We start from the raw sequence: 17,381 nt of genomic DNA, 5'->3' as shown, positions 1-17,381 counted from the left end.
ATCCATCGAGATGGACGGGGTGTCAACATATCTGGCGTTGACTTTTGGCACGCTGTTGAGTTCTCAAGGAACGGACGCTTCCTTCGTACTCACCCTCTCGGGCTTTCCTCCGGGCGCTTCCCTTCGGTATTTCGTGTTCCGACTCTATCAGATCGTTTTCCGTTCCGTTTCCGGCTCGAAAAGCTTTTCCGAATCCCCTGTCGGCGGGGTGTCCACTACTTTAGCGGCTTTCTCCGGCGGCTCCTAATCGGAGTCGATCGGTATGTATTTCGATGCGGCTTTCGACGCACCGAAGCACATCCCGGTCCGGGATAGTCCTCGTGGAGTAGTGGTTGTGCCGTCCAACGGTCCGCACCCACGGCGCGGCTCCGTCTCAAGCGGCTTGCCTACGTTAGGCCTTCGCCGCGGCAGAGTCAAGCTCCGGCTTTGCCGCGTGTCCGGGACCGGTCGCGGGGCACGTGGGGGCGGTACTGGCTGACCGTGGGGTCGCCGTCCGTCCAGAAGCGCCAGGGGTGGTGGGCGCCGTCGCCGCCGACGCCCACGCGGGGGCCGTTGCGCACCTGGTCGGGGGTGACGGGGGTGCCCGCGAGGACGGAGAGGGGGGCGCCGTCGCCGGCGCACAGGTCGGTGCCGTTGAGCGCTCGGTCGACGTCGAGGGCCGTGGCCAGGCGGGCGGGGCCGCGGGCGAGGTCGCGGTCCTGGCGGGCCTTGGGGCGGCGGGCGCGGGCGAGGTCGAGGCCCTCGATCACCTCGCCGCCGCGCAGCAGGACACCGCTGGCGTGGCCCTCGGGGCCGCAGACGAGGTTCAGGCTGAACCACATCCCGTAGATGAAGTAGACGTAGGCGTGTCCGGGCGGGCCGAACATCGAGGCGTTGCGCTCCGTGCGGCCCCGGAAGGCGTGGGAGCCGGGGTCGGCTTCGCCGGCGTAGGCCTCGACCTCGGTGATGCGGAGTTCGATGCGGCCTTCGGGCAGGGTGCGGACGAGGGTGCGGCCGAGCAGCTCGGGGGCGACCTCCAGGACGGGACGGTCGAAGAACTCCCGGGGCAGTGGCATACGGTCAGGCGCGCAGATCATGCCGGTCGAGCGTAGTGGAAGGGACCGGGAAACGGTTCCGGGAGGGATGACGATGGTGTTCAAGAAGCTGCTGGCGAGCCTGGGGGCCGGCGGCGCGTCCGTCGAGACGGTGCTGTTCGAGGAGAACGTGGTGCCCGGCGGCGTCGTCCAGGGCGAGGTGCGCATCCAGGGCGGGACGGTCGCGCAGCAGATCGAGAGCCTGTCGGTGGGTCTGCAGGCCCGGGTCGAGGTCGAGGGCGACGACGGGGAGTACAAGCAGGACGTCGAGTTCACGCGGGTGCGTCTGGGTGGGGCGTTCGAGGTGCAGCCGGGTGCGGTGCACGCGGTGCCGTTCGCGCTGGAGGTGCCGTGGGAGACGCCGGTGACGGTGTTCCTGGGGCGGCACCTGACCGGGATGGAGGTGGGGGTGACCACGCACCTGGCCATCGCCCGTGCGGTGGATTCGAGTGATCTCGATCCGGTGAACGTGCACCCCCTGCCGGCCCAGCAGGCGATCCTGGACGCCTTCGGGCAGCTGGGCTTCGCGTTCAAGGCCGCGGACCTGGAGCGGGGGCACATCAGTGGGACGCGGCAGCGGCTGCCGTTCTACCAGGAGATCGAGTTCCACGCGCCGGCGCAGTACCGGGGGCTGAACGAGGTGGAGCTGTCGTTCGTGGCCGACGACCGGCAGATGGACGTGGTGCTGGAGATGGACAAGAAGCCGGGGCTGTTCGGCTCGGGCAGCGACACGTACCGCTCGTTCACGGTGGACCTGCAGGCGTACGGGCAGACAGACTGGGCGGCCTATCTGCACCAGTGGCTGGCCGAGGTGGGCGGCAAGCGCAACTGGCTGTGATCGCGGGGCCGGGCCGCCGGGCCGCGGCGGCCCGGCGGCTCAGGCGAGCAGCACGGCGAGCGGGGAGGCGCTCTCGGCCCAGTAGTCGACGGCGTCGGTGAGGATCGCCTCCGCGGTGCGGGCGTCGGCGGGGGCGGACTTGTGGAAGGTGCCCCAGTCCTCGGCGAGCAGCAGGTAGCCGTGCGGCTTTCCGGTCTCGCGCCACCAGGAGAGGTCGGTGAGGCAGTCGGCGAGGGCGTCCCAGTTGCGGCCGAACCAGTCGGGCAGGTCGAGGTCGCGGGCGCAGCTGTCGAGGAAGGCGGCCTTGTCGTGGACGCCGTCGAGGCGCAGGTGGGCGCCGCGCCAGTCGGCCTCGGTGGCGAGGGCGAGGGCGTCGGCGGGGGCCTCGGTGGGGGGCAGGCGGTAGACGCCGGGGGGTGTGGTGCCGGCGAGGAGTGCGGGCAGGCCGGGGGCGGGCAGTGTGCCGGTCATGGTTGCACCACCGCTTCGAAGGTCTGGTAGTGGTCGCTGGTGTAGTAGCGCTCGGTGTGCTCCCCGGTGATGATGCGGCGGGCGCCGCGGGTGCGTGAGCCGGGGGTGGGCACGGTGTACTCGTGGTAGTAGCCGCGGGCCTGTTTGGGGAGCCGGTTCTCGTGGTTGCCGAAGACCGTGCCGTCCTTGTCGTACGGGAAGGGGCCGCCCTTCTCGATGAGTTCGAGGGTACGGCGCGCCTCGGGGGGCAGCTCGGACCGGGAGACGGTCTTCATTCCCTTGGCCCAGGCGGGTGTGCCGGCCGGGGCCGGTGCGCCGGCGGCGGGGGTTCTGGGGCGCTCCGCCTTGTGGTGACCGCCCGTCGAGCAGGCGGGCAGGAGCAGCAGCGGTAGGGCGGTCAGCAGGACGGTCAGCGGGCGCATGACGCGTCGTCCGAATTGTCGAAGTACATGAAGCACGCTCCATATGGTCGCAGTGCATGCGGCCCGGCCCTCGTTAGGCTGGCGCCTTCAGTCCGTGCGTGTATTGGAGGTCTTCCGGTGTCCGAACAGAAGCGACGGCCGCTCCCTCACGATTTTCATCCGCCGGTGCCCTCGTTCCAGGTGGTGAGCGACGACGTGGCGCCCGGGGCGCGGCTGAAGGACGATCAGGTGCTCGCGGCCGGCAATGTCTCGCCGCACCTGCGCTGGGAGGGCTTCCCGGAGGGGACGAAGAGCTTCGCCGTCACGTGCTTCGACCCGGACGCGCCGACGGGCAGCGGTTTCTGGCACTGGGTGCTGTTCGACATCCCGGCGGACGTGACGGAGCTTCCGGCGGGGGCGGGCAGCGGTGGGATGAAGGGGCTGCCGGCGGGCGCGGTGCACGTGCGCAACGACTACGGGACGCGTGACTTCGGTGGGGCCGCGCCGCCGCCGGGGGACGGGCCGCACCGGTATGTGTTCACGGTGTACGCGGTGGATCAGGAGAAGCTGGGGCCGGACGAGGCCGCCTCGCCGGCCGTGGTGGGCTTCCACCTGCGCTTCCATGCGCTGGGGCGTGCGCAGTTGGTCGGCGAGTACGAGAACCCGGCCCGGGGCTGAGCCGGGGCGGGCCGGAAATTCCGTTGCGCCGCACTGTCCCGGGATCGCACAGTGTTCCTGCTGGACTGACGGCTTCTCACGTCGCCGTCGGGCAGTGGGTACCGCAGTGGCGGGGGCGGTTCGGCGCGTAGGTGTGTGTGGCGCCGGCCGTCTGCCGGAGTCCGGCTTCGACGCCGGGCGGCCGCGCCCACTGCCGTAACGCTCCGGGCCCTGTTCGACACGGGGGAAAGGGCCCGGAGCGTTCTCCTTCTCGGCGGCCTGTTGCTGTGGCTACCTCAGCAGCATCTGGACGATCGCGACGATGCCGACGACCACGATGACCGCGCGCAGTGCGGTGGGCGGCAGGCGGCGGCCGAGCCGGGCGCCGAGCTGTCCGCCGAGGGTGGAGCCGACGGCGATGAGCAGGACGGCCGTCCAGTCGACGGGGGCGACGAAGACGAAGAACAGGGCGGCGACGCCGTTGACGACGACGGCGAGGATGTTCTTGAGGCCGTTGATGCGCTGCAGGTCGTCGTGGAGCAGGACGCCCATGAGGGACAGGTAGAGCACGCCCTGTGCGGCGCCGAAGTAGCCCCCGTAGGCGCTGGAGAGCAGCAGGCCGGCGAGAAGGGCGGGGCCGCCGTCGGTGGGAGCCGTGGTGCCGTTGCGTTCCCGGCGCCGGGCGAGCGCTCGGGCGAGGCGGGGCTGCAGGACGACGAGCACGAGGGCCAGGCCGATGAGCGCGGGGACGATCGCGTCGAAGGCCGAGGAGGGCAGCGCGAGCAGCAGGGCGGCGCCGGTGAGGCCGCCGGCGAGGGCGGTGGTGCCGAAGAGGGCGATGCGGCGGCCCTGGCCGCGCAGTTCGCGGCGGTAGCCGACGGCGCCGCTGATGTTCCCGGTGACCAGGCCCAGGGTGTTGGAGACGTTCGCGGTGATGGGCGGCAGGCCGGTGGCGAGGAGCACCGGGAAGGTCAGCAGGGTGCCCGAGCCGACGATGGTGTTGATGGTTCCGGCGCCGATGCCGGCGGTGAAGACCGCGAGGGCTTCCCAGATGGACAAGGCCATCTCCTTTGATCAGTGTGTCGCCTCCCCGCCGTCGACCGGTCGGGGGGCCGCACTGATCTTGCCGCAGGGCGGGGCCTCAGTCGATGGGCGGCTGCTCGCGGCGCGGGCTCTCCTTGGCGGGCCGGGGGTTCTCCCCGCCGCCGGTGGGGCGGGAGCCGAAGCTGCCGACGGCGCCGCTGAGGCCCTTGAGGGCGTCGCCGATCTCGCTGGGGACGATCCAGAGCTTGTTGGCGTCACCCTCGGCGATCTTGGGGAGCATCTGGAGGTACTGGTAGGACAGCAGCTTCTCGTCCGGGTCGCCGGCGTGGATGGACTCGAAGACCGTGCGGATGGCCTGGGCCTCGCCCTCGGCGCGCAGGGCGGCGGCGCGGGCCTCGCCCTCGGCGCGCAGGATGGCCGACTGCTTCTCGCCCTCGGCGGTGAGGATCTGCGACTGGCGGATGCCCTCGGCGGTGAGGATGGCGGCGCGCTTGTCCCGGTCGGCGCGCATCTGCTTCTCCATCGAGTCCTGGATGGAGGTGGGCGGCTCGATGGCCTTGAGCTCGACGCGGTTGACGCGGATGCCCCACTTGCCGGTGGCCTCGTCCAGGACGCCGCGCAGGGCGGCGTTGATCTCCTCGCGGGAGGTGAGGGTGCGCTCGAGGTCCATGCCGCCGATGATGTTGCGCAGGGTGGTGACGGTGAGCTGCTCGATGGCCTGGATGAAGCTGGAGACCTCGTAGGTCGCGGCGCGGGCGTCGGTCACCTGGTAGTAGATGACGGTGTCGATGTTGACGACGAGGTTGTCCTGCGTGATGACCGGCTGGGGCGGGAACGGCACGACCTGTTCGCGCAGGTCGATGCGGTTGCGGATGGTGTCGATGAAGGGGACGACGATGTTCAGGCCCGCGTTGAGGGTGCGGGTGTAGCGGCCGAAGCGCTCCACGATGGCGGCGCTGGCCTGTGGGATGACCTGCACCGTCTTCATGAGGGCGATGAAGACGAGCACCACCAGGATGATCAGGACGATGATGATCGGTTCCATCGTGGCTCCAGCTCCCCGTGCCTGTGTCGTCGGTTGTCGTGCGTGGCCTTGATCAGTCTTTCAGAACAGGGCGCCCCCGTGCAGGGGTTGGGTCAGATGACGACGGCCGTGGCGCCGTCGATCTCGACGACGTCGACGTGCTGGCCCACCTCGTAGGTGCGCTCGGCGTCCAGGGAGCGGGCGGACCAGATCTCACCGGCGAGTTTGATGCGGCCGCCGTTGCCGTCGACCCGTTCCAGGACGACGGCCTGCCGGCCCCGCAGCGCGTCGATGCCCATCGCCGGTCCGGAGCGCTGGGTGCGCTGCCGGTTGGCGATGGGGCGTACGACGGCGATGAGGGCGACGGAGACGACGGCGAAGACCACGAACTGGGCCACGGCGCCGCCGTGGAAGGCCGCGGTGACCGCGGCCGCGACGGCGCCGACCGCGAGCATGCCGAATTCCGGCATGGCGGTGACCACCAGGGGAATGCCGAGCCCTACGGCGGCGACGAGCCACCACACCCACGTGTCCACGTGGTCATGGTAGGGGCGTGCGCGGCCCGGCGGCAGGGCGCGAGGGCCGCGCCGGGCTCCGTCAGGACAGGGGCAGGCCCTGAGCGGTCCAGCGGTCGCCGCGCTGCTCGACGACCAGCGGCAGGCCGAAGCAGTGCGAGAGGTTGCGGGAGGTGAGCTCGAGCTCGATGGGACCGGCGGTGAGCACCTTGCCCTGGCGGATCATCAGCACGTGGGTGAAGCCGGGGGCGATCTCCTCGACATGGTGGGTGACCATGACCATGGAGGGCGCGAGCGGGTCGCGGGCGAGCCGGCCGAGGCGGCGCACCAGGTCCTCGCGGCCGCCGAGGTCGAGGCCGGCGGCGGGCTCGTCGAGCATGAGCAGCTCGGGGTCGGTCATCATCGCGCGGGCGATGAGGGTGCGCTTGCGCTCGCCCTCGGAGAGGGTGCCGAACTTGCGGTCGAGGAAGTCGGTCATGCCCAGGACGTCGAGGAAGGCGCGGGCGCGCTGCTCGTCGACCTCCTCGTAGTCCTCCTGCCACGTGGCGGTCATGCCGTAGGCGGCGGTGAGGACGGTCTGCAGCACGGTCTGGCTGCGCGGCAGCTTGTCGGCCAGGGCGATGCCGGCCATGCCGATGCGCGGGCGCAGCTCGAAGACGTCGACGGAGCCGAGCTTCTCGCCGAGGATGGTGGCGGTGCCCTTGGTCGGGAAGAGGTAGCTGGAGGCGACGTTGAGCAGGGTGGTCTTGCCGGCGCCGTTCGGGCCGAGGATCACCCAGCGCTCGCCCTCCTTGACCGACCAGGAGACCTGGTCCACCAGAGCCCGGCCCTCGCGGACCACGGATACGTCCACCAGTTCCAGCACATCGCTCATGAGCGCCTTGTCTCCCATTGCAGTCGCGTCGTCGCTTGCGCCTGTCGGCGCAGTCCCCTGGGGTTGCCCCCAGAGAAAACCTACGCCACTGGTCGCGGGTGGCAGTCCTTAGGCTGGGGGCCATGCTCGACGAACACCGCTCAGGACGCCTCACCGCGTGGGGAAATGCCCTGCTTGCCGGATTTGCCGCACCGGACGACGCCGCACACCGCATCACCGGACGTGACGCGGTCCACCGCGTGACCGGCCTGCCGGGCGAGGCGGGCCCGGTCGGCCTGACCCTGGCGCTGGGCCGGTTGCGCGCCCTGGGGGCGACGGGGCTGCGCCTTGCGCTGCCGGTGCCCGGGCACCCCCTGGGCCTGAGCGGGCCGCCGGAGTTCAACGCCCGGGCGATGGAGGCCGAGGAGGCGGTGATCGCCGTCGGCGCCGGGCTGGGTCTGGTGCCGGAGATCCGCGAGGCCGGTCCCGAGGGCGATGTGCACACCGAGGTGGAGTGGCACTGCCTGCCCGTACGGGACACCCCGCCGGCGGACACCCCGACGCTGTCGGAGGCGGAGCGGGAGCTGGCCGAGGCGCTGCGGGAGGCGACGGAGGTGCTCACCCGGCTGGACGTGGCCGGTTCGGGCCCGGTGGCCCGGGCGGCCCTGGAGGCGTACCGGGCGCGGGCGGAACGGAACCGCGAGGTGCTGGCGCCGGGCTACCCGCCGCGGGCGGCACGGGTGCTGGAGCTGGCCCAGCGGGTGGGGGCGCTGATCGCCATCGCGTACGAGCCCGGCGACCGCGAGGGCCGCGAGCACGGTGCGGCGGTGAGCGCCTCGCAGATCGCGGCGCGGGCGGCGGCGCTGCGGCCGGTGGAGCGTACGGCGCGGCGGGCCCGGGTGGCGGCGTACAACGCGATCGTGGAGGAGCGGGAGCGGCGCCGGGACTGACGCCGGGGGCGGGAAGGCCCCGCGGACTGCCGTCCGCGGGGCCTTGCCGTGGTGTACGCGCGTCGTCGTGGCGCGCGCCGCCGTCAGTGACGGTCGTGGTGACGGCCCTCTTCGTGGTGACGGCCCTCTTCATGGTGACCGCCGTGGTGCTCGTGCTCGGTGATGCGGACGTGCTCGCGCGGAGGGTTGGTGATGCAGGTGTTGCCGAACGTCGGGTTGAGCAGGCCGACGATGTTGATGGTATTGCCGCAGAGGTTGATGGGGATGTCGATCGGGACCTGGATGACGTTGCCCGAGACGACACCCGGCGAGCCCTGAGCGACGCCCGAGGCCAGCGCTCCGTTGAAGTCGTCGTCGGTGGCGGCGGCGGGTACGACGGTGGCACCGAGGGCAACGCCGGCCGCGGCGAGAGCGAGGGCGGCCTTCTTGGCACTGTTCATGTGGTGGTCTTCCTTCTGATGACTGACCTTGTCGACCCCTGCCACGGGGCCCTGTACCGATGAACGCCAATGAACCGCCGACGGCACGGCCATCGACGGTGTTTGCCCTCTTTTGGACTATTGACCACCACCCGGACGTCGGCTCCGCCGGGTGCGGAGCCGACCTCCGGGGGCGGGAGGAGCTGACTACTCGTTGACGCAGAGGTTGCCGTGCGTGCCGTTGAGCAGACCCACCACGCTGATGGTGTTGCCGCACGCGTTCGTCGCGACCTTCACCGGCACCTGCACGACGTTGCCCGAGGCCACGCCCGGGTTGCCCTTCGACTCGGCCTGGGCCTGCCCGTGGGCGGAGGCCGCACCCGCACCGGCGAGGGCGAGACCGCCGACGGCGAGCGTGACAGCAGCGGCCTTCTTGATGTTGTTCACTCTTCCTATGACCTTCCTGGTGTATTGCCAGAGTGTCGCCACGGCCAGCCGCCGCGGTTACGCCATGGAGAACGGGCCTGGGCCATTCGGGTTGCGCCACCGGGCCGGTTATCACACGACCGCATGAATCTGCGGTCGTCGCGCTGATCGCAGCGTCGCGGCGACCTCAGGCCCCCATCCCGTGCCGCACGGCCCACAGGGCCGCCTGCGTACGGTCGGCGAGGTCGAGCTTCATCAGGATGTTCGAGACGTGGGTCTTGACCGTCTTCTCCGACAGCACCAGGGCCCGGGCGATCTCCCGGTTCGACCGCCCGTCCGCGATCAGCGCCAGCACCTCGCGCTCCCGCTCGGTCAGCCCGTTGCTGCGGCCCTGGCCGCCGCCGGTCTCCTCCTGCGCCAGCAGGGCGTCGGCGACCTCCGGCTGCAGCAGGACGTGCCCGGCGTGCACCGACCGGATGGCCCCGGCCAGGGCGTCGGGGTCGACGTCCTTGTAGACGTAGCCGGCCGCCCCGGCGCGCAGCGCGGGGATCACGGTGCGCTGCTCGGTGAAGCTGGTCACGACGAGCACCCGGGCGCCGTTGCCGAGCTCACGCAGCCGGCGCAGCGCCTCGATGCCGTCCATGCCGGGCATCTTCACGTCCATCAGGACGACGTCGGGGCGCAGCTGCTCGGCCTGCTCGACGCCGTCGGCACCGTCGGCGGCCTCGCCGACGACCTCGATGTCGTCCTGCACCTCCAGAAAGGTGCGCAGGCCGCGGCGGACCACCTGGTGGTCGTCCACCAGCAACACCTTGATGCCGTGCTTTCCCGGGGGACGCCCCCCGGACCCCTGGCCGGACTGGTCAGCCACCGGGCACCTCCATTTCGATCGTGGTCCCCTTGCCGGGCTCGGAGTCGACGGTCAGCCGGCCGCCCACCCCGTGGGCCCGGTCGCGCATGGAGACCAGGCCCAGGTGGCGGCCGGCCCTGCGGACGGCGGAGGGGTCGAAGCCGCGTCCGTCGTCGCTGACGCGCAGGGCGGCGCCGGGGCCGAGCCGGGTGAGGGCGACCTCCACGCGGCCGGCTCCCGAGTGCCGCAGGGCATTGTGCAGCGCCTCCTGGGCCACGCGCAGCAGGGCCTCCTCCTGGGCGGCCGGCAGGGCGCGTACGCCGTGGGTGGCGAAGGTGACGTGCGCGGCGTGGGCCCGGTCGAGGACCTTGACCTGGGCGCGCAGGGTGGCGGCGAGCCCGTCCTCGTCCAGTCCGGCCGGGCGCAGCTCGACGACGGCGGCGCGCAGCTCGTCGGCGGCCTCGGCGGCGAGCCGGGCCACCTCGCCCAGGGCGTCCTTGGCGCGGGCCGGGTCGCGGTCGACGAGGGCGGTGGCGGCCTGGGCGGTCAGGCGCAGCGAGAACAGCTTCTGGGAGACGGCGTCGTGCAGCTCGTGGGCGAGGCGGGTGCGCTCCTCGGCGATGGTCAGCTCGCGGCTGCGCTCGTAGAGGCGGGCGTTGGTGAGGGCTATGGCGGCGTGCTGGGCCAGGACGCCCAGCAGTTCCTCGTCCTCGGCGGTGAAGCCGCAGCCGCCGGCGGGGTCGGGGCAGTTCTTGTTCGCCAGGAAGAGCGCACCGAGGATCTCCTCGCCGTCGGCGACGGGCATGCCGAGGAAGTCGCGCATGTCGGGGTGGGCGTCGGGCCAGCCGCCGAAGCGGGGGTCCTTGCGGACGTCGCCCAGGCGCTGGGGGGTGGCGTCCTGGAGCATGGAGGCGAGGATGCCGTGCTGGCGGGGCAGCGGGCCGATGGCCTTCCATTCCTCGTCGGTGACGCCGTCGACGACGAACTGGGCGAAGCCGCCGTGGTCGTCGGGGACGCCGAGGGCGGCGTAGCGGGCGTCGAGGAGCTCGCGGGCGGAGGCGACGATGGTCTGCAGGACCTCGCGCACCTCCAGTTGTCTGCTCATGGCGAGGAGTGCGGTGCTCACGGCCGTGAGGCCGGAGCGGGGGCCGTTGGTCATATACGCACCGTACCGAGCCGCCGCGGGGCGCGGATCGGGCCTGCGGGGGGCCGGTCCTGGTCCTGCAGGCCTAGGCCGGACTGCCCGGGAGTCGTCCCGGGCAGACTCCGGTCATGTCTATACCAACGCAGTGGACGCCCACGCACGGCGCCCCTTACCGGCCCGTGCCCTACCGTCCCGAGCGGATGCCCGTCGAGGAGTCGCTGGCCCGTGCGGCCGAGCTGAGGGAGCGGATGGGGCGCCGCCGGACCGTGCGGCAGTTCTCTGCCGACCCGGTGCCCGAGCAGGCGGTCCGGGACGCGATCGCGTGCGCGGCGACGGCGCCGTCCGGGGCGCATCAGCAGCCGTGGACGTTCGTGCTGGTCAAGGACCCGCAGGTGCGGCGGCGGATCCGGGAGGCGGCCGAGGAGGAGGAGCGGCGCTCGTACGCGGGGCGGTTGGGCGAGGAGTGGCTGGCGGCGCTGCGGCCGCTGGGCACGGACGAGGTCAAGCCGCACCTGACGGATGCGCCCGCCCTGATCGTGGTCTTCCAGCAGCGGTACTGGCTGGGCGAGGACGGGGAGCGGCGCAAGCACTACTACGTGGACGAGTCGGTCGGCATCGCCGTCGGCATGCTGCTCTCCGCGCTGCACCTGGCGGGGCTGGCGGCCCTGGTGCACACGCCCAGCCCGATGCGCTTCCTGGGGGAGGTGCTGGGCCGGCCGGTGAACGAGAAGGCGTTCGCGGTGGTGCCGGTGGGTTATCCGGCGCCGGATTGCACGGTCCCGGACCTGGTGCGCAAGAGCCTGGATCAAGTACTGGTGGAATTTTGATCAAGCGTTCCCGATCTAGTATTTCTGATCGCAAACGCATCGTGCGGGAACGGGCACACCGGGTGACCCGGGAGCGCTCCCGGTGTGAGCCCGCTCATGGGACGCACGTCACGTACGAAGCGGCATAGTGGACGCATAAACAGCGCTTAAGAAGCGCTGCCAACTGCTGGGGCGCCCCTTCGGGGGCGCCTCTGGCGTGCGCACCGCAACGAAGCCGGATAGTACGAAGGACCTTTGCCAGCGGTATTTACGGCCGCTAAGAATTGCCGCGTCGCATGGCGCCGCCAACCGAGGGACGGCGCTTCTTTCGCGCCACATCCGTGCCAGGACGGGCCTGCGACTCACGCGATTGGAAGAGGTTCAGCTCAGCATGCGCTCCCCCATCTCCGGCTATACCCGTCTGACCAAGGTCCACAAGCTCTCCGCCGCGGGCGTCGCCGCCGCCGGCATCGCCGCCCTGGCGTACGCCGTCGTCCCGGCCGCCGCCGAGGGTGACCAGGCCGCCGCCGTCAAGCCCGTCGCGTGGAACGCCGCCGCGTTCGGCGAGACGCAGCAGCAGGAGCTGAGCAAGCAGACCGACGCCGCCGCCCAGAAGGCCAAGGCGCAGGCCGAGGCCAAGAAGAAGGCGGACGCCGAGGCTGCCGCCAAGGCCAAGGCCGACAAGGAGCGCGCCGAGAAGGAGGCCGCGAGCCGCTCGGCCGAGCGCAAGCCGGTCGAGGCCGCCCAGGCCCCGGCCGCCCCGGCCCCCAAGACCTACGCCAACAACCTCGACGGCTGGATCCGCGAGTCCCTGGACATCATGAAGGCCAAGGGCATCCCGGGCAGCTACAACGGCATCTACCGCAACATCATGCGGGAGTCGACCGGCAACCCGAAGGCCATCAACCTCTGGGACTCCAACGCCGCCAAGGGCATCCCCTCCAAGGGCCTGCTCCAGGTGATCGACCCGACCTTCAAGGCGTACCACGTCGAGGGCACCTCCTGGGACATCTACGACCCGGTCGCCAACATCACCGCCGCCTGCAACTACGCGGCGAAGGTCTACGGCTCCATGGACAACGTCAACTCCGCGTACTGACGCTCCCGCCTCCCGCCTCCCCGGCGGAAGGACAGGCGCCAGGACAGCACGCCGAAGGGCGGCACCCGCATCGCGGGTGCCGCCCTTCGGCACGTCCGGGGACTCGTGCGCGCCCTTACTTGCGCATGACCTCCGGCTCGTGCCGGCGCAGCAGGCGGACGACCGCGAAGCCGCACACGACGCCGATGGCCACGAGCGCGGCCATGTCGATGCCCCACTGGGAGACCGAGTGCGCCCACAGCGGGTCGAGGTTCTTCGGGTCGCCCTTGTCCATGGGCGCCATGATGTGCGAGAGGTCCAGCGTGGTGCCCGCGCCGGCGATGGCCCAGCGGGCCGGCATCAGCCAGGCGACCTGCTCGATGCCGGGCGAGTCGTACAGCTTGAACAGGATGCCGGTGAAGACGACCTGGACGATGGCGAACATGACCAGCAGCGGCATGGTCTTCTCGGCGGTCTTCACCAGGGAGGAGATGACCAGGCCGATCATCATGCAGGTGAAGCCCAGGGCGATGATCATGAGGCAGAGCTCGACGGCCGGCAGCTTCTGCAGGATGAGGCCCTCCTCCGGCAGCTTGCGGACCGAGAAGCCGATGGCGCAGGTGAGGACGCCCTGCACCACGGTGATGACGCTGAGGACGAGCACCTTGGACATCAGGTACGCGGACCGGGACAGGCCGACGGCGCGTTCGCGTTCGTAGATGACCCGTTCCTTGATCAGCTCACGGACGGAGTTGGCGGCGCCGGAGAAGCACATGCCGACCGCGAGGATCAGCATGATCGTGCCGGCGTCCTGGTTGAAGTGGCCCTTGGCCGGTACGCCGAGTCCGTAGTCGGAGGGGATCAGGGTGCTCACCCCGCCGAGGACCGCGGGCAGGATCAGCATCAGGGCGAGGAAGCCGCGGTCGGAGGCGATGACCGAGCAGTAGCGGCGCATCAGCGTCCACAGCTGCGACATCCAGCTCTGCGGCACCGGCGGGCGCACCATCTGCGGCTGCACGTGCACCGACTGCGGGGCCACGGCGTCGATGTCGGCCGCGTACATCTGGTAGTGCTGCGACCCCTTCCAGCGGCCCGCCCAGTCGTAGTCGCGGTAGTTCTCGAAGGCCGAGAAGACGTCCGCCCAGGTCTCGTAGCCGAAGAAGTTCAGGGCCTCCTCGGGCGGGCCGAAGTAGGCCACCGAACCGCCGGGGGCCATCACCAGCAGCTTGTCGCACAGCGCCAGCTCGGCCACGGAGTGCGTGACCACCAGCACCGTGCGGCCGTCGTCGGCCAGGCCGCGCAGCAGCTGCATGACGTCGCGGTCCATGCCCGGGTCGAGGCCCGAGGTGGGCTCGTCCAGGAAGATCAGCGACGGCTTGGTCAGCAGCTCCAACGCCACCGAGACGCGCTTGCGCTGACCGCCGGAGAGGGCCGTGACCTTCTTGTCCTTGTGGATGTCGAGCTTGAGCTCGCGCAGCACCTCGTCGATGCGCGCCTCGCGCTCGGAGGCCGCGGTGTCGCCGGGGAAGCGCAGCTTGGCCGCGTAGCGCAGCGCCTTACGGACGGTGAGCTCCTTGTGCAGGATGTCGTCCTGCGGGACCAGACCGATGCGCTGGCGCAGCTCGGCGAACTGCTTGTACAGGTTGCGGTTGTCGTAGAGGACGTCGCCCTGGTTGGCCGGGCGGTAGCCGGTGAGCGCCTTGAGCAGGGTCGACTTGCCGGAGCCGGAGGGGCCGATGACGGCGATGAGCGACTTCTCCGGGACGCCGAAGGAGACGTCCTTGAGGATCTGCTTGCCGCCGTCGACCGTGACCGTCAGGTGGCGGGCGGAGAAGGAGACGTCACCGGTGTCGACGAACTCCTCGAGGCGGTCGCCCACCAGGCGGAAGGTGGAGTGACCGACACCGACGGTGTCCTGGGGGCCGATGATCTGCCGGCTGACCGGCTGACCGTTGACGTAGGTGCCGTTGTGGCTGCCGAGGTCGACGATCTCGAAGCGGCCGTCGCTGGTGGCCCGGAACTCCGCGTGGTGGCGGGAGACCTGCAGGTCGGAGACGACCAGTTCGTTGTCCAGCGCACGACCGATGCGCATGACCCGGCCGACCGCCATCTGATGGAAGCTCGTCGGGCTGCGGTCGCCGTAGACCGGCGGTGCCCCGGCGGAGCCCTGCTCGGGCTGCGCCTGCTGCGGCACGTACGGCTGGTGCTGCTGGTGCGGCTGCTGCCAGCCGCCCTGCGCCTGCGCGGGCTGCTGGTACTGCTGGCCCGGCCAGCCCTGGCCGGCACCGCCGTGCTGGGGCTGCTGGTACTGCTGCGGCGGCGGGCCCTGCTGGTGCAGCGGGGGTGCGATCGCCGTCTGGGCGCTGTAGATGTCCGCTGCCGGAGCCGCCGGGGCCGCCGCGGCCGAGAGGTTCAGCCGCGGGCCGTCGGTGGCGTTGCCCAGGTGCACGGCCGCGCCCGGGCCGAGCTCCAGCTGGTGGATCCGCTGCCCCTGCACGTAGGTGCCGTTGGTGCTGCCGTGGTCCTCCAGGACCCAGCCGCGTCCGTTCCAGCGGATGGTGGCGTGCCGCCAGGAGACTCGGGCGTCCTCCAGCACCATGTCACCCTGCGGGTCACGACCCAGGGTGTACGACCTGGACGGATCCAGCGCCCAGGTCTGTCCATTCAATTCCAGTACGAGTTCCGGCACTCCACGCCCCACTACTTGTCCCCCGATGAGCCCCCTGCACGGGGAGTCTAGGGATGGCGAACATCGGGAGGAACTATTTCAGGCGCAGTCCCCCAACCAAAAGTCGGGAGCGCCCCGGAGGTGTACCGGCCCTGTAACAGGCCCCGTTGACCGGCGCCGAACCCGCCCCGACAGTAGGAATCGCCTACGGATGCGGTGGATGCGCACGGACCACGACCATCCCGGGCAACCGGTGCGTGGAGGCGGGGGGCCGTGATGACCATGACCAGCGGCGGCCGTGCGGGGCGCGGCGCCGATCTCGTACTGACCGCGGTGGCCGCAGTGAGCTGGGCCTTCCTCGCGATGGCCGGTGTCGCGGCGGCCGGGCTGCACCTGCTGGGCGCGGACGCGGCCGGCTCGCTCGGCCCGATGACCGCGGCCGTGGTGGTGCTGGCGGTCGGCGGCTCCGTCAGCCCTTCCGGCGCGGTCGAAGCATTCGGGCTGACAGGCGCGGGGGCGCACACCACCATCGACATCGCCCCCCTGGGCGTCGGGCTGGTGGGGGCGCTGCTGCTGGGCTGGGTCCTGGCCCGGTCGCTGCGCGCCGCGGGGCCCGTCGTGCCCGGCGCCGAACTCGCCGTCCGCGCGGGCGCGGTCGCCGTCCTCTTCCTGCTCGTCCTGGGGCTGCTCGCCTGGGCCGGCTCCTCCACCGTCACCTTCGACGGCGCCGCGCTCGGCCTCGGTGGTGGAGCGGGCGGCACCGGGCTGGACATTCCCGGCCTCGGGGACATCGGGAACATCGGCGGCGGCCTGCCCGACCGGCTCGCCGGACTCGCCGACGCCAAGGCGTCCGTCGGCTTCTCCGTCCGCACCGGCCCCTCCCTCCTCGGCGGACTGGCCTGGGTGCTCGGCGTCCTGCTCGTCACCCTCGCCGGCGCCCGCCGGGCTCCCCTGCCGCCCGCCCTGCGCGCCGCCCACCGCACCCTGCGCCCGGCCGCCTCGGCCCTGCGGACGGTGCTGCTCCTCGCCGTCGCCGCCGGCCTCGCGGCCGCCGTGGTCGCGGCCGCCGGCGACGACCATCCGCGGCGGGTGCTCGGCGCCGCGCTGCTGGGCGCCCCCAACGGGGTGTGGCTGGGCGTCCCCCTCGGGCTCTTCGTGCCCTTCCACGGCGCGGCCACCGGCTCCCTGCTGCAGATGTTGCCGCACCCCCTGGACGACCTGCTGCGCGCCGGGACGGACCTACCGGTGACCGTGGGCCGCCTCGCCGACCTCGAGCCGGCGGTGTGGCTGCTGCCGGCCGGCTGCGCGTTGCTGATGCTCACGGCGGGCGTGCTCACCGCGGTGCGCACGCCGCGCGAGGACGCGCGGGCGGGGGCGTACGCGGTGCGCTGCGGGCTGTGGCTGGGCGCCGTCACGGCGGTGGGGCTGGTGCTGCTGGTGGCCGCGGTACGGCTGCGGGCGGACGCGGGTCTGTCCGTCCTGGGCGTGGATGCGGCCGGCGCCGGCCTGCAGCTGACCGGCGACCTGCCGGCGGCCGCCGGCCTGGGCGCCGCATGGGGCCTGGGCGCCGGCACGGCCGGGGCGCTGCTGGCGTGCGCCGTGGGGGCGGCGGGCCGGCGGGCCGTACGGCACGCGGCGCGGGCCTACCCGGATGCGGCGTACGCCCCCGGGCCGTACAACCCGTCGCCGGGCTACCGGCCGGCGCGTGAGGAGACCAACCCGTACCTGCAGGGGGGCGCCTTCGGGGCCCCGACGCAGACGGCGAAGGCTCCCCCGCCGCCACGGCCACGGCGCGAGCCGCAGCGGTACGGCTGGCAGGCGCCCCCGCCCCCGCCGGAGGGGCCACCGCCTCCGCCGCGAAGCGGCCGCTAGGCCGTGTCCGGCGGATCATGCAGTGCCCCGTAGGGGCGCGGGGAACTGCGCGACCGGCCGGCGACGGCCTGCAGCTGACACGCCACCCCAGGGGGCCGACTGCGGGCGCGTGGTGGCTTGTCGCGCCCACGCGGCGGAGCCGCACATCGACAACGCCCCGCGCCCCTATGGGGCGCCGTGGTGGCGCGTGACGAAGGTCCGCCGGACACGGCCTAGGTGTGTTGTCCCGGGACGTTGGTGACACGCGTGCTGGGTGCTTGAACGGGTGAGGGCCTTCTGGCTCGGTGGGGAT

The 17,381-nt window shown here is 71.9% G+C and carries 19 protein-coding genes; 7 read left to right on the top strand and 12 right to left on the bottom strand.

All coding sequences use genetic code 11. From position 1 onward, the window contains the following. The coding region (locus AB0K17_RS30110; protein WP_365984929.1) for a hypothetical protein at positions 1-247 on the top strand (247 nt) is incomplete at its 5' end. A 166-nt stretch (positions 248-413) separates the two neighbouring features. On the opposite strand, the gene AB0K17_RS30105 is transcribed toward AB0K17_RS30110, so the two are convergent. Next, positions 414-1,076: a DNA-3-methyladenine glycosylase gene (locus AB0K17_RS30105; protein WP_365984928.1), complete on the bottom strand. Its 663-nt coding sequence runs from the start codon at positions 1,074-1,076 to the stop codon at positions 414-416. A gap of 52 nt (positions 1,077-1,128) precedes the next feature. On the opposite strand from AB0K17_RS30105, the gene AB0K17_RS30100 reads away from it, so the two are divergent. Beyond that, entirely contained in the window at positions 1,129-1,911 is a 783-nt protein-coding gene (locus tag AB0K17_RS30100) for a sporulation protein (RefSeq protein WP_365969188.1), read from the top strand. 39 nt (positions 1,912-1,950) lie between these two features. Here AB0K17_RS30100 and AB0K17_RS30095 read toward each other — a convergent pair whose 3' ends face one another. Beyond that, complete coding sequence (locus tag AB0K17_RS30095; RefSeq protein ID WP_365984927.1) at positions 1,951-2,382, bottom strand: barstar family protein; 432 nt, start codon at positions 2,380-2,382, stop codon at positions 1,951-1,953. Further along, positions 2,379-2,804, bottom strand: coding sequence for a ribonuclease domain-containing protein (locus AB0K17_RS30090; RefSeq protein WP_365969190.1), 426 nt, complete (start codon positions 2,802-2,804; stop codon positions 2,379-2,381). The genes AB0K17_RS30095 and AB0K17_RS30090 overlap by 4 nt, the downstream gene beginning before the upstream one ends. 117 nt (positions 2,805-2,921) lie before the next feature. Between AB0K17_RS30090 and AB0K17_RS30085 the strand changes: the two genes are divergently transcribed. Beyond that, entirely contained in the window at positions 2,922-3,461 is a 540-nt protein-coding gene (locus AB0K17_RS30085) for a YbhB/YbcL family Raf kinase inhibitor-like protein (protein WP_365969191.1), read from the top strand. A 270-nt stretch (positions 3,462-3,731) separates the two neighbouring features. Here the strand turns inward: AB0K17_RS30085 and AB0K17_RS30080 are convergent, their stop codons facing one another. The 4 genes from AB0K17_RS30080 to AB0K17_RS30065 form a co-directional block, all read right to left on the bottom strand. Further along, entirely contained in the window at positions 3,732-4,499 is a 768-nt protein-coding gene (locus AB0K17_RS30080) for a sulfite exporter TauE/SafE family protein (protein WP_365969192.1), read from the bottom strand. Between the two features lie 82 nt (positions 4,500-4,581). Continuing rightward, complete coding sequence (locus tag AB0K17_RS30075) at positions 4,582-5,529, bottom strand: SPFH domain-containing protein (protein WP_365969193.1); 948 nt, start codon at positions 5,527-5,529, stop codon at positions 4,582-4,584. A 92-nt stretch (positions 5,530-5,621) separates the two neighbouring features. Continuing rightward, positions 5,622-6,044: an NfeD family protein gene (locus AB0K17_RS30070; RefSeq protein WP_365969194.1), complete on the bottom strand. Its 423-nt coding sequence runs from the start codon at positions 6,042-6,044 to the stop codon at positions 5,622-5,624. A 61-nt stretch (positions 6,045-6,105) separates the two neighbouring features. Then, a complete protein-coding gene (locus AB0K17_RS30065; protein WP_344436922.1) occupies positions 6,106-6,897 on the bottom strand; it encodes an ABC transporter ATP-binding protein in 792 nt (263 codons plus the stop codon). A gap of 122 nt (positions 6,898-7,019) precedes the next feature. Here AB0K17_RS30065 and AB0K17_RS30060 point away from each other — a divergent pair, with 122 nt between their 5' ends. Beyond that, positions 7,020-7,826 (top strand): hypothetical protein, encoded by an 807-nt coding sequence (locus AB0K17_RS30060; protein WP_365984926.1) that lies wholly within the window; start codon positions 7,020-7,022, stop codon positions 7,824-7,826. Between the two features lie 83 nt (positions 7,827-7,909). Here AB0K17_RS30060 and AB0K17_RS30055 read toward each other — a convergent pair whose 3' ends face one another. From AB0K17_RS30055 to AB0K17_RS30040, 4 genes are all read right to left on the bottom strand, one after another. Beyond that, on the bottom strand, positions 7,910-8,266 hold the full coding sequence (locus tag AB0K17_RS30055) for a chaplin (protein WP_365969196.1): 357 nt from the start codon (positions 8,264-8,266) through the stop codon (positions 7,910-7,912). A 186-nt stretch (positions 8,267-8,452) separates the two neighbouring features. Further along, a complete protein-coding gene (locus tag AB0K17_RS30050; protein ID WP_365969197.1) occupies positions 8,453-8,692 on the bottom strand; it encodes a chaplin in 240 nt (79 codons plus the stop codon). 166 nt (positions 8,693-8,858) lie between these two features. Continuing rightward, a complete protein-coding gene (locus AB0K17_RS30045) occupies positions 8,859-9,542 on the bottom strand; it encodes a response regulator transcription factor (protein WP_365969198.1) in 684 nt (227 codons plus the stop codon). Next, a complete protein-coding gene (locus tag AB0K17_RS30040; protein ID WP_365984925.1) occupies positions 9,535-10,680 on the bottom strand; it encodes a GAF domain-containing sensor histidine kinase in 1,146 nt (381 codons plus the stop codon). Before AB0K17_RS30040 ends, AB0K17_RS30045 begins: the two co-directional genes overlap by 8 nt. A 113-nt stretch (positions 10,681-10,793) precedes the next feature. Here AB0K17_RS30040 and AB0K17_RS30035 point away from each other — a divergent pair, with 113 nt between their 5' ends. Continuing rightward, complete coding sequence (locus AB0K17_RS30035) at positions 10,794-11,492, top strand: nitroreductase family protein (RefSeq protein ID WP_365984924.1); 699 nt, start codon at positions 10,794-10,796, stop codon at positions 11,490-11,492. Between the two features lie 370 nt (positions 11,493-11,862). Further along, positions 11,863-12,570 carry a transglycosylase SLT domain-containing protein gene (locus AB0K17_RS30030; RefSeq protein ID WP_365969201.1) on the top strand — a complete coding sequence of 236 codons (708 nt, stop codon included), beginning with the start codon at positions 11,863-11,865 and terminating at the stop codon, positions 12,568-12,570. 115 nt (positions 12,571-12,685) lie between these two features. Here the strand turns inward: AB0K17_RS30030 and AB0K17_RS30025 are convergent, their stop codons facing one another. After that, a complete protein-coding gene (locus AB0K17_RS30025; protein WP_365969202.1) occupies positions 12,686-15,250 on the bottom strand; it encodes an FHA domain-containing protein in 2,565 nt (854 codons plus the stop codon). Positions 15,251-15,493: 243 nt separating this feature from the next. Here AB0K17_RS30025 and AB0K17_RS30020 point away from each other — a divergent pair, with 243 nt between their 5' ends. Next, positions 15,494-17,089, top strand: a complete 1,596-nt coding sequence (locus AB0K17_RS30020; protein ID WP_365984923.1) for a streptophobe family protein — start codon at positions 15,494-15,496, stop codon at positions 17,087-17,089. The last annotated feature ends 292 nt before the right edge of the window (positions 17,090-17,381 follow it).

The sequence above is a fragment of the Streptomyces sp. NPDC049585 genome (assembly GCF_040675615.1).
Lineage (GTDB): Bacteria > Actinomycetota > Actinomycetes > Streptomycetales > Streptomycetaceae > Streptomyces > Streptomyces luteosporeus.
Note: the sequence above shows the minus strand (reverse complement) of the source record. Positions and strands in the feature narration are given on the sequence as shown.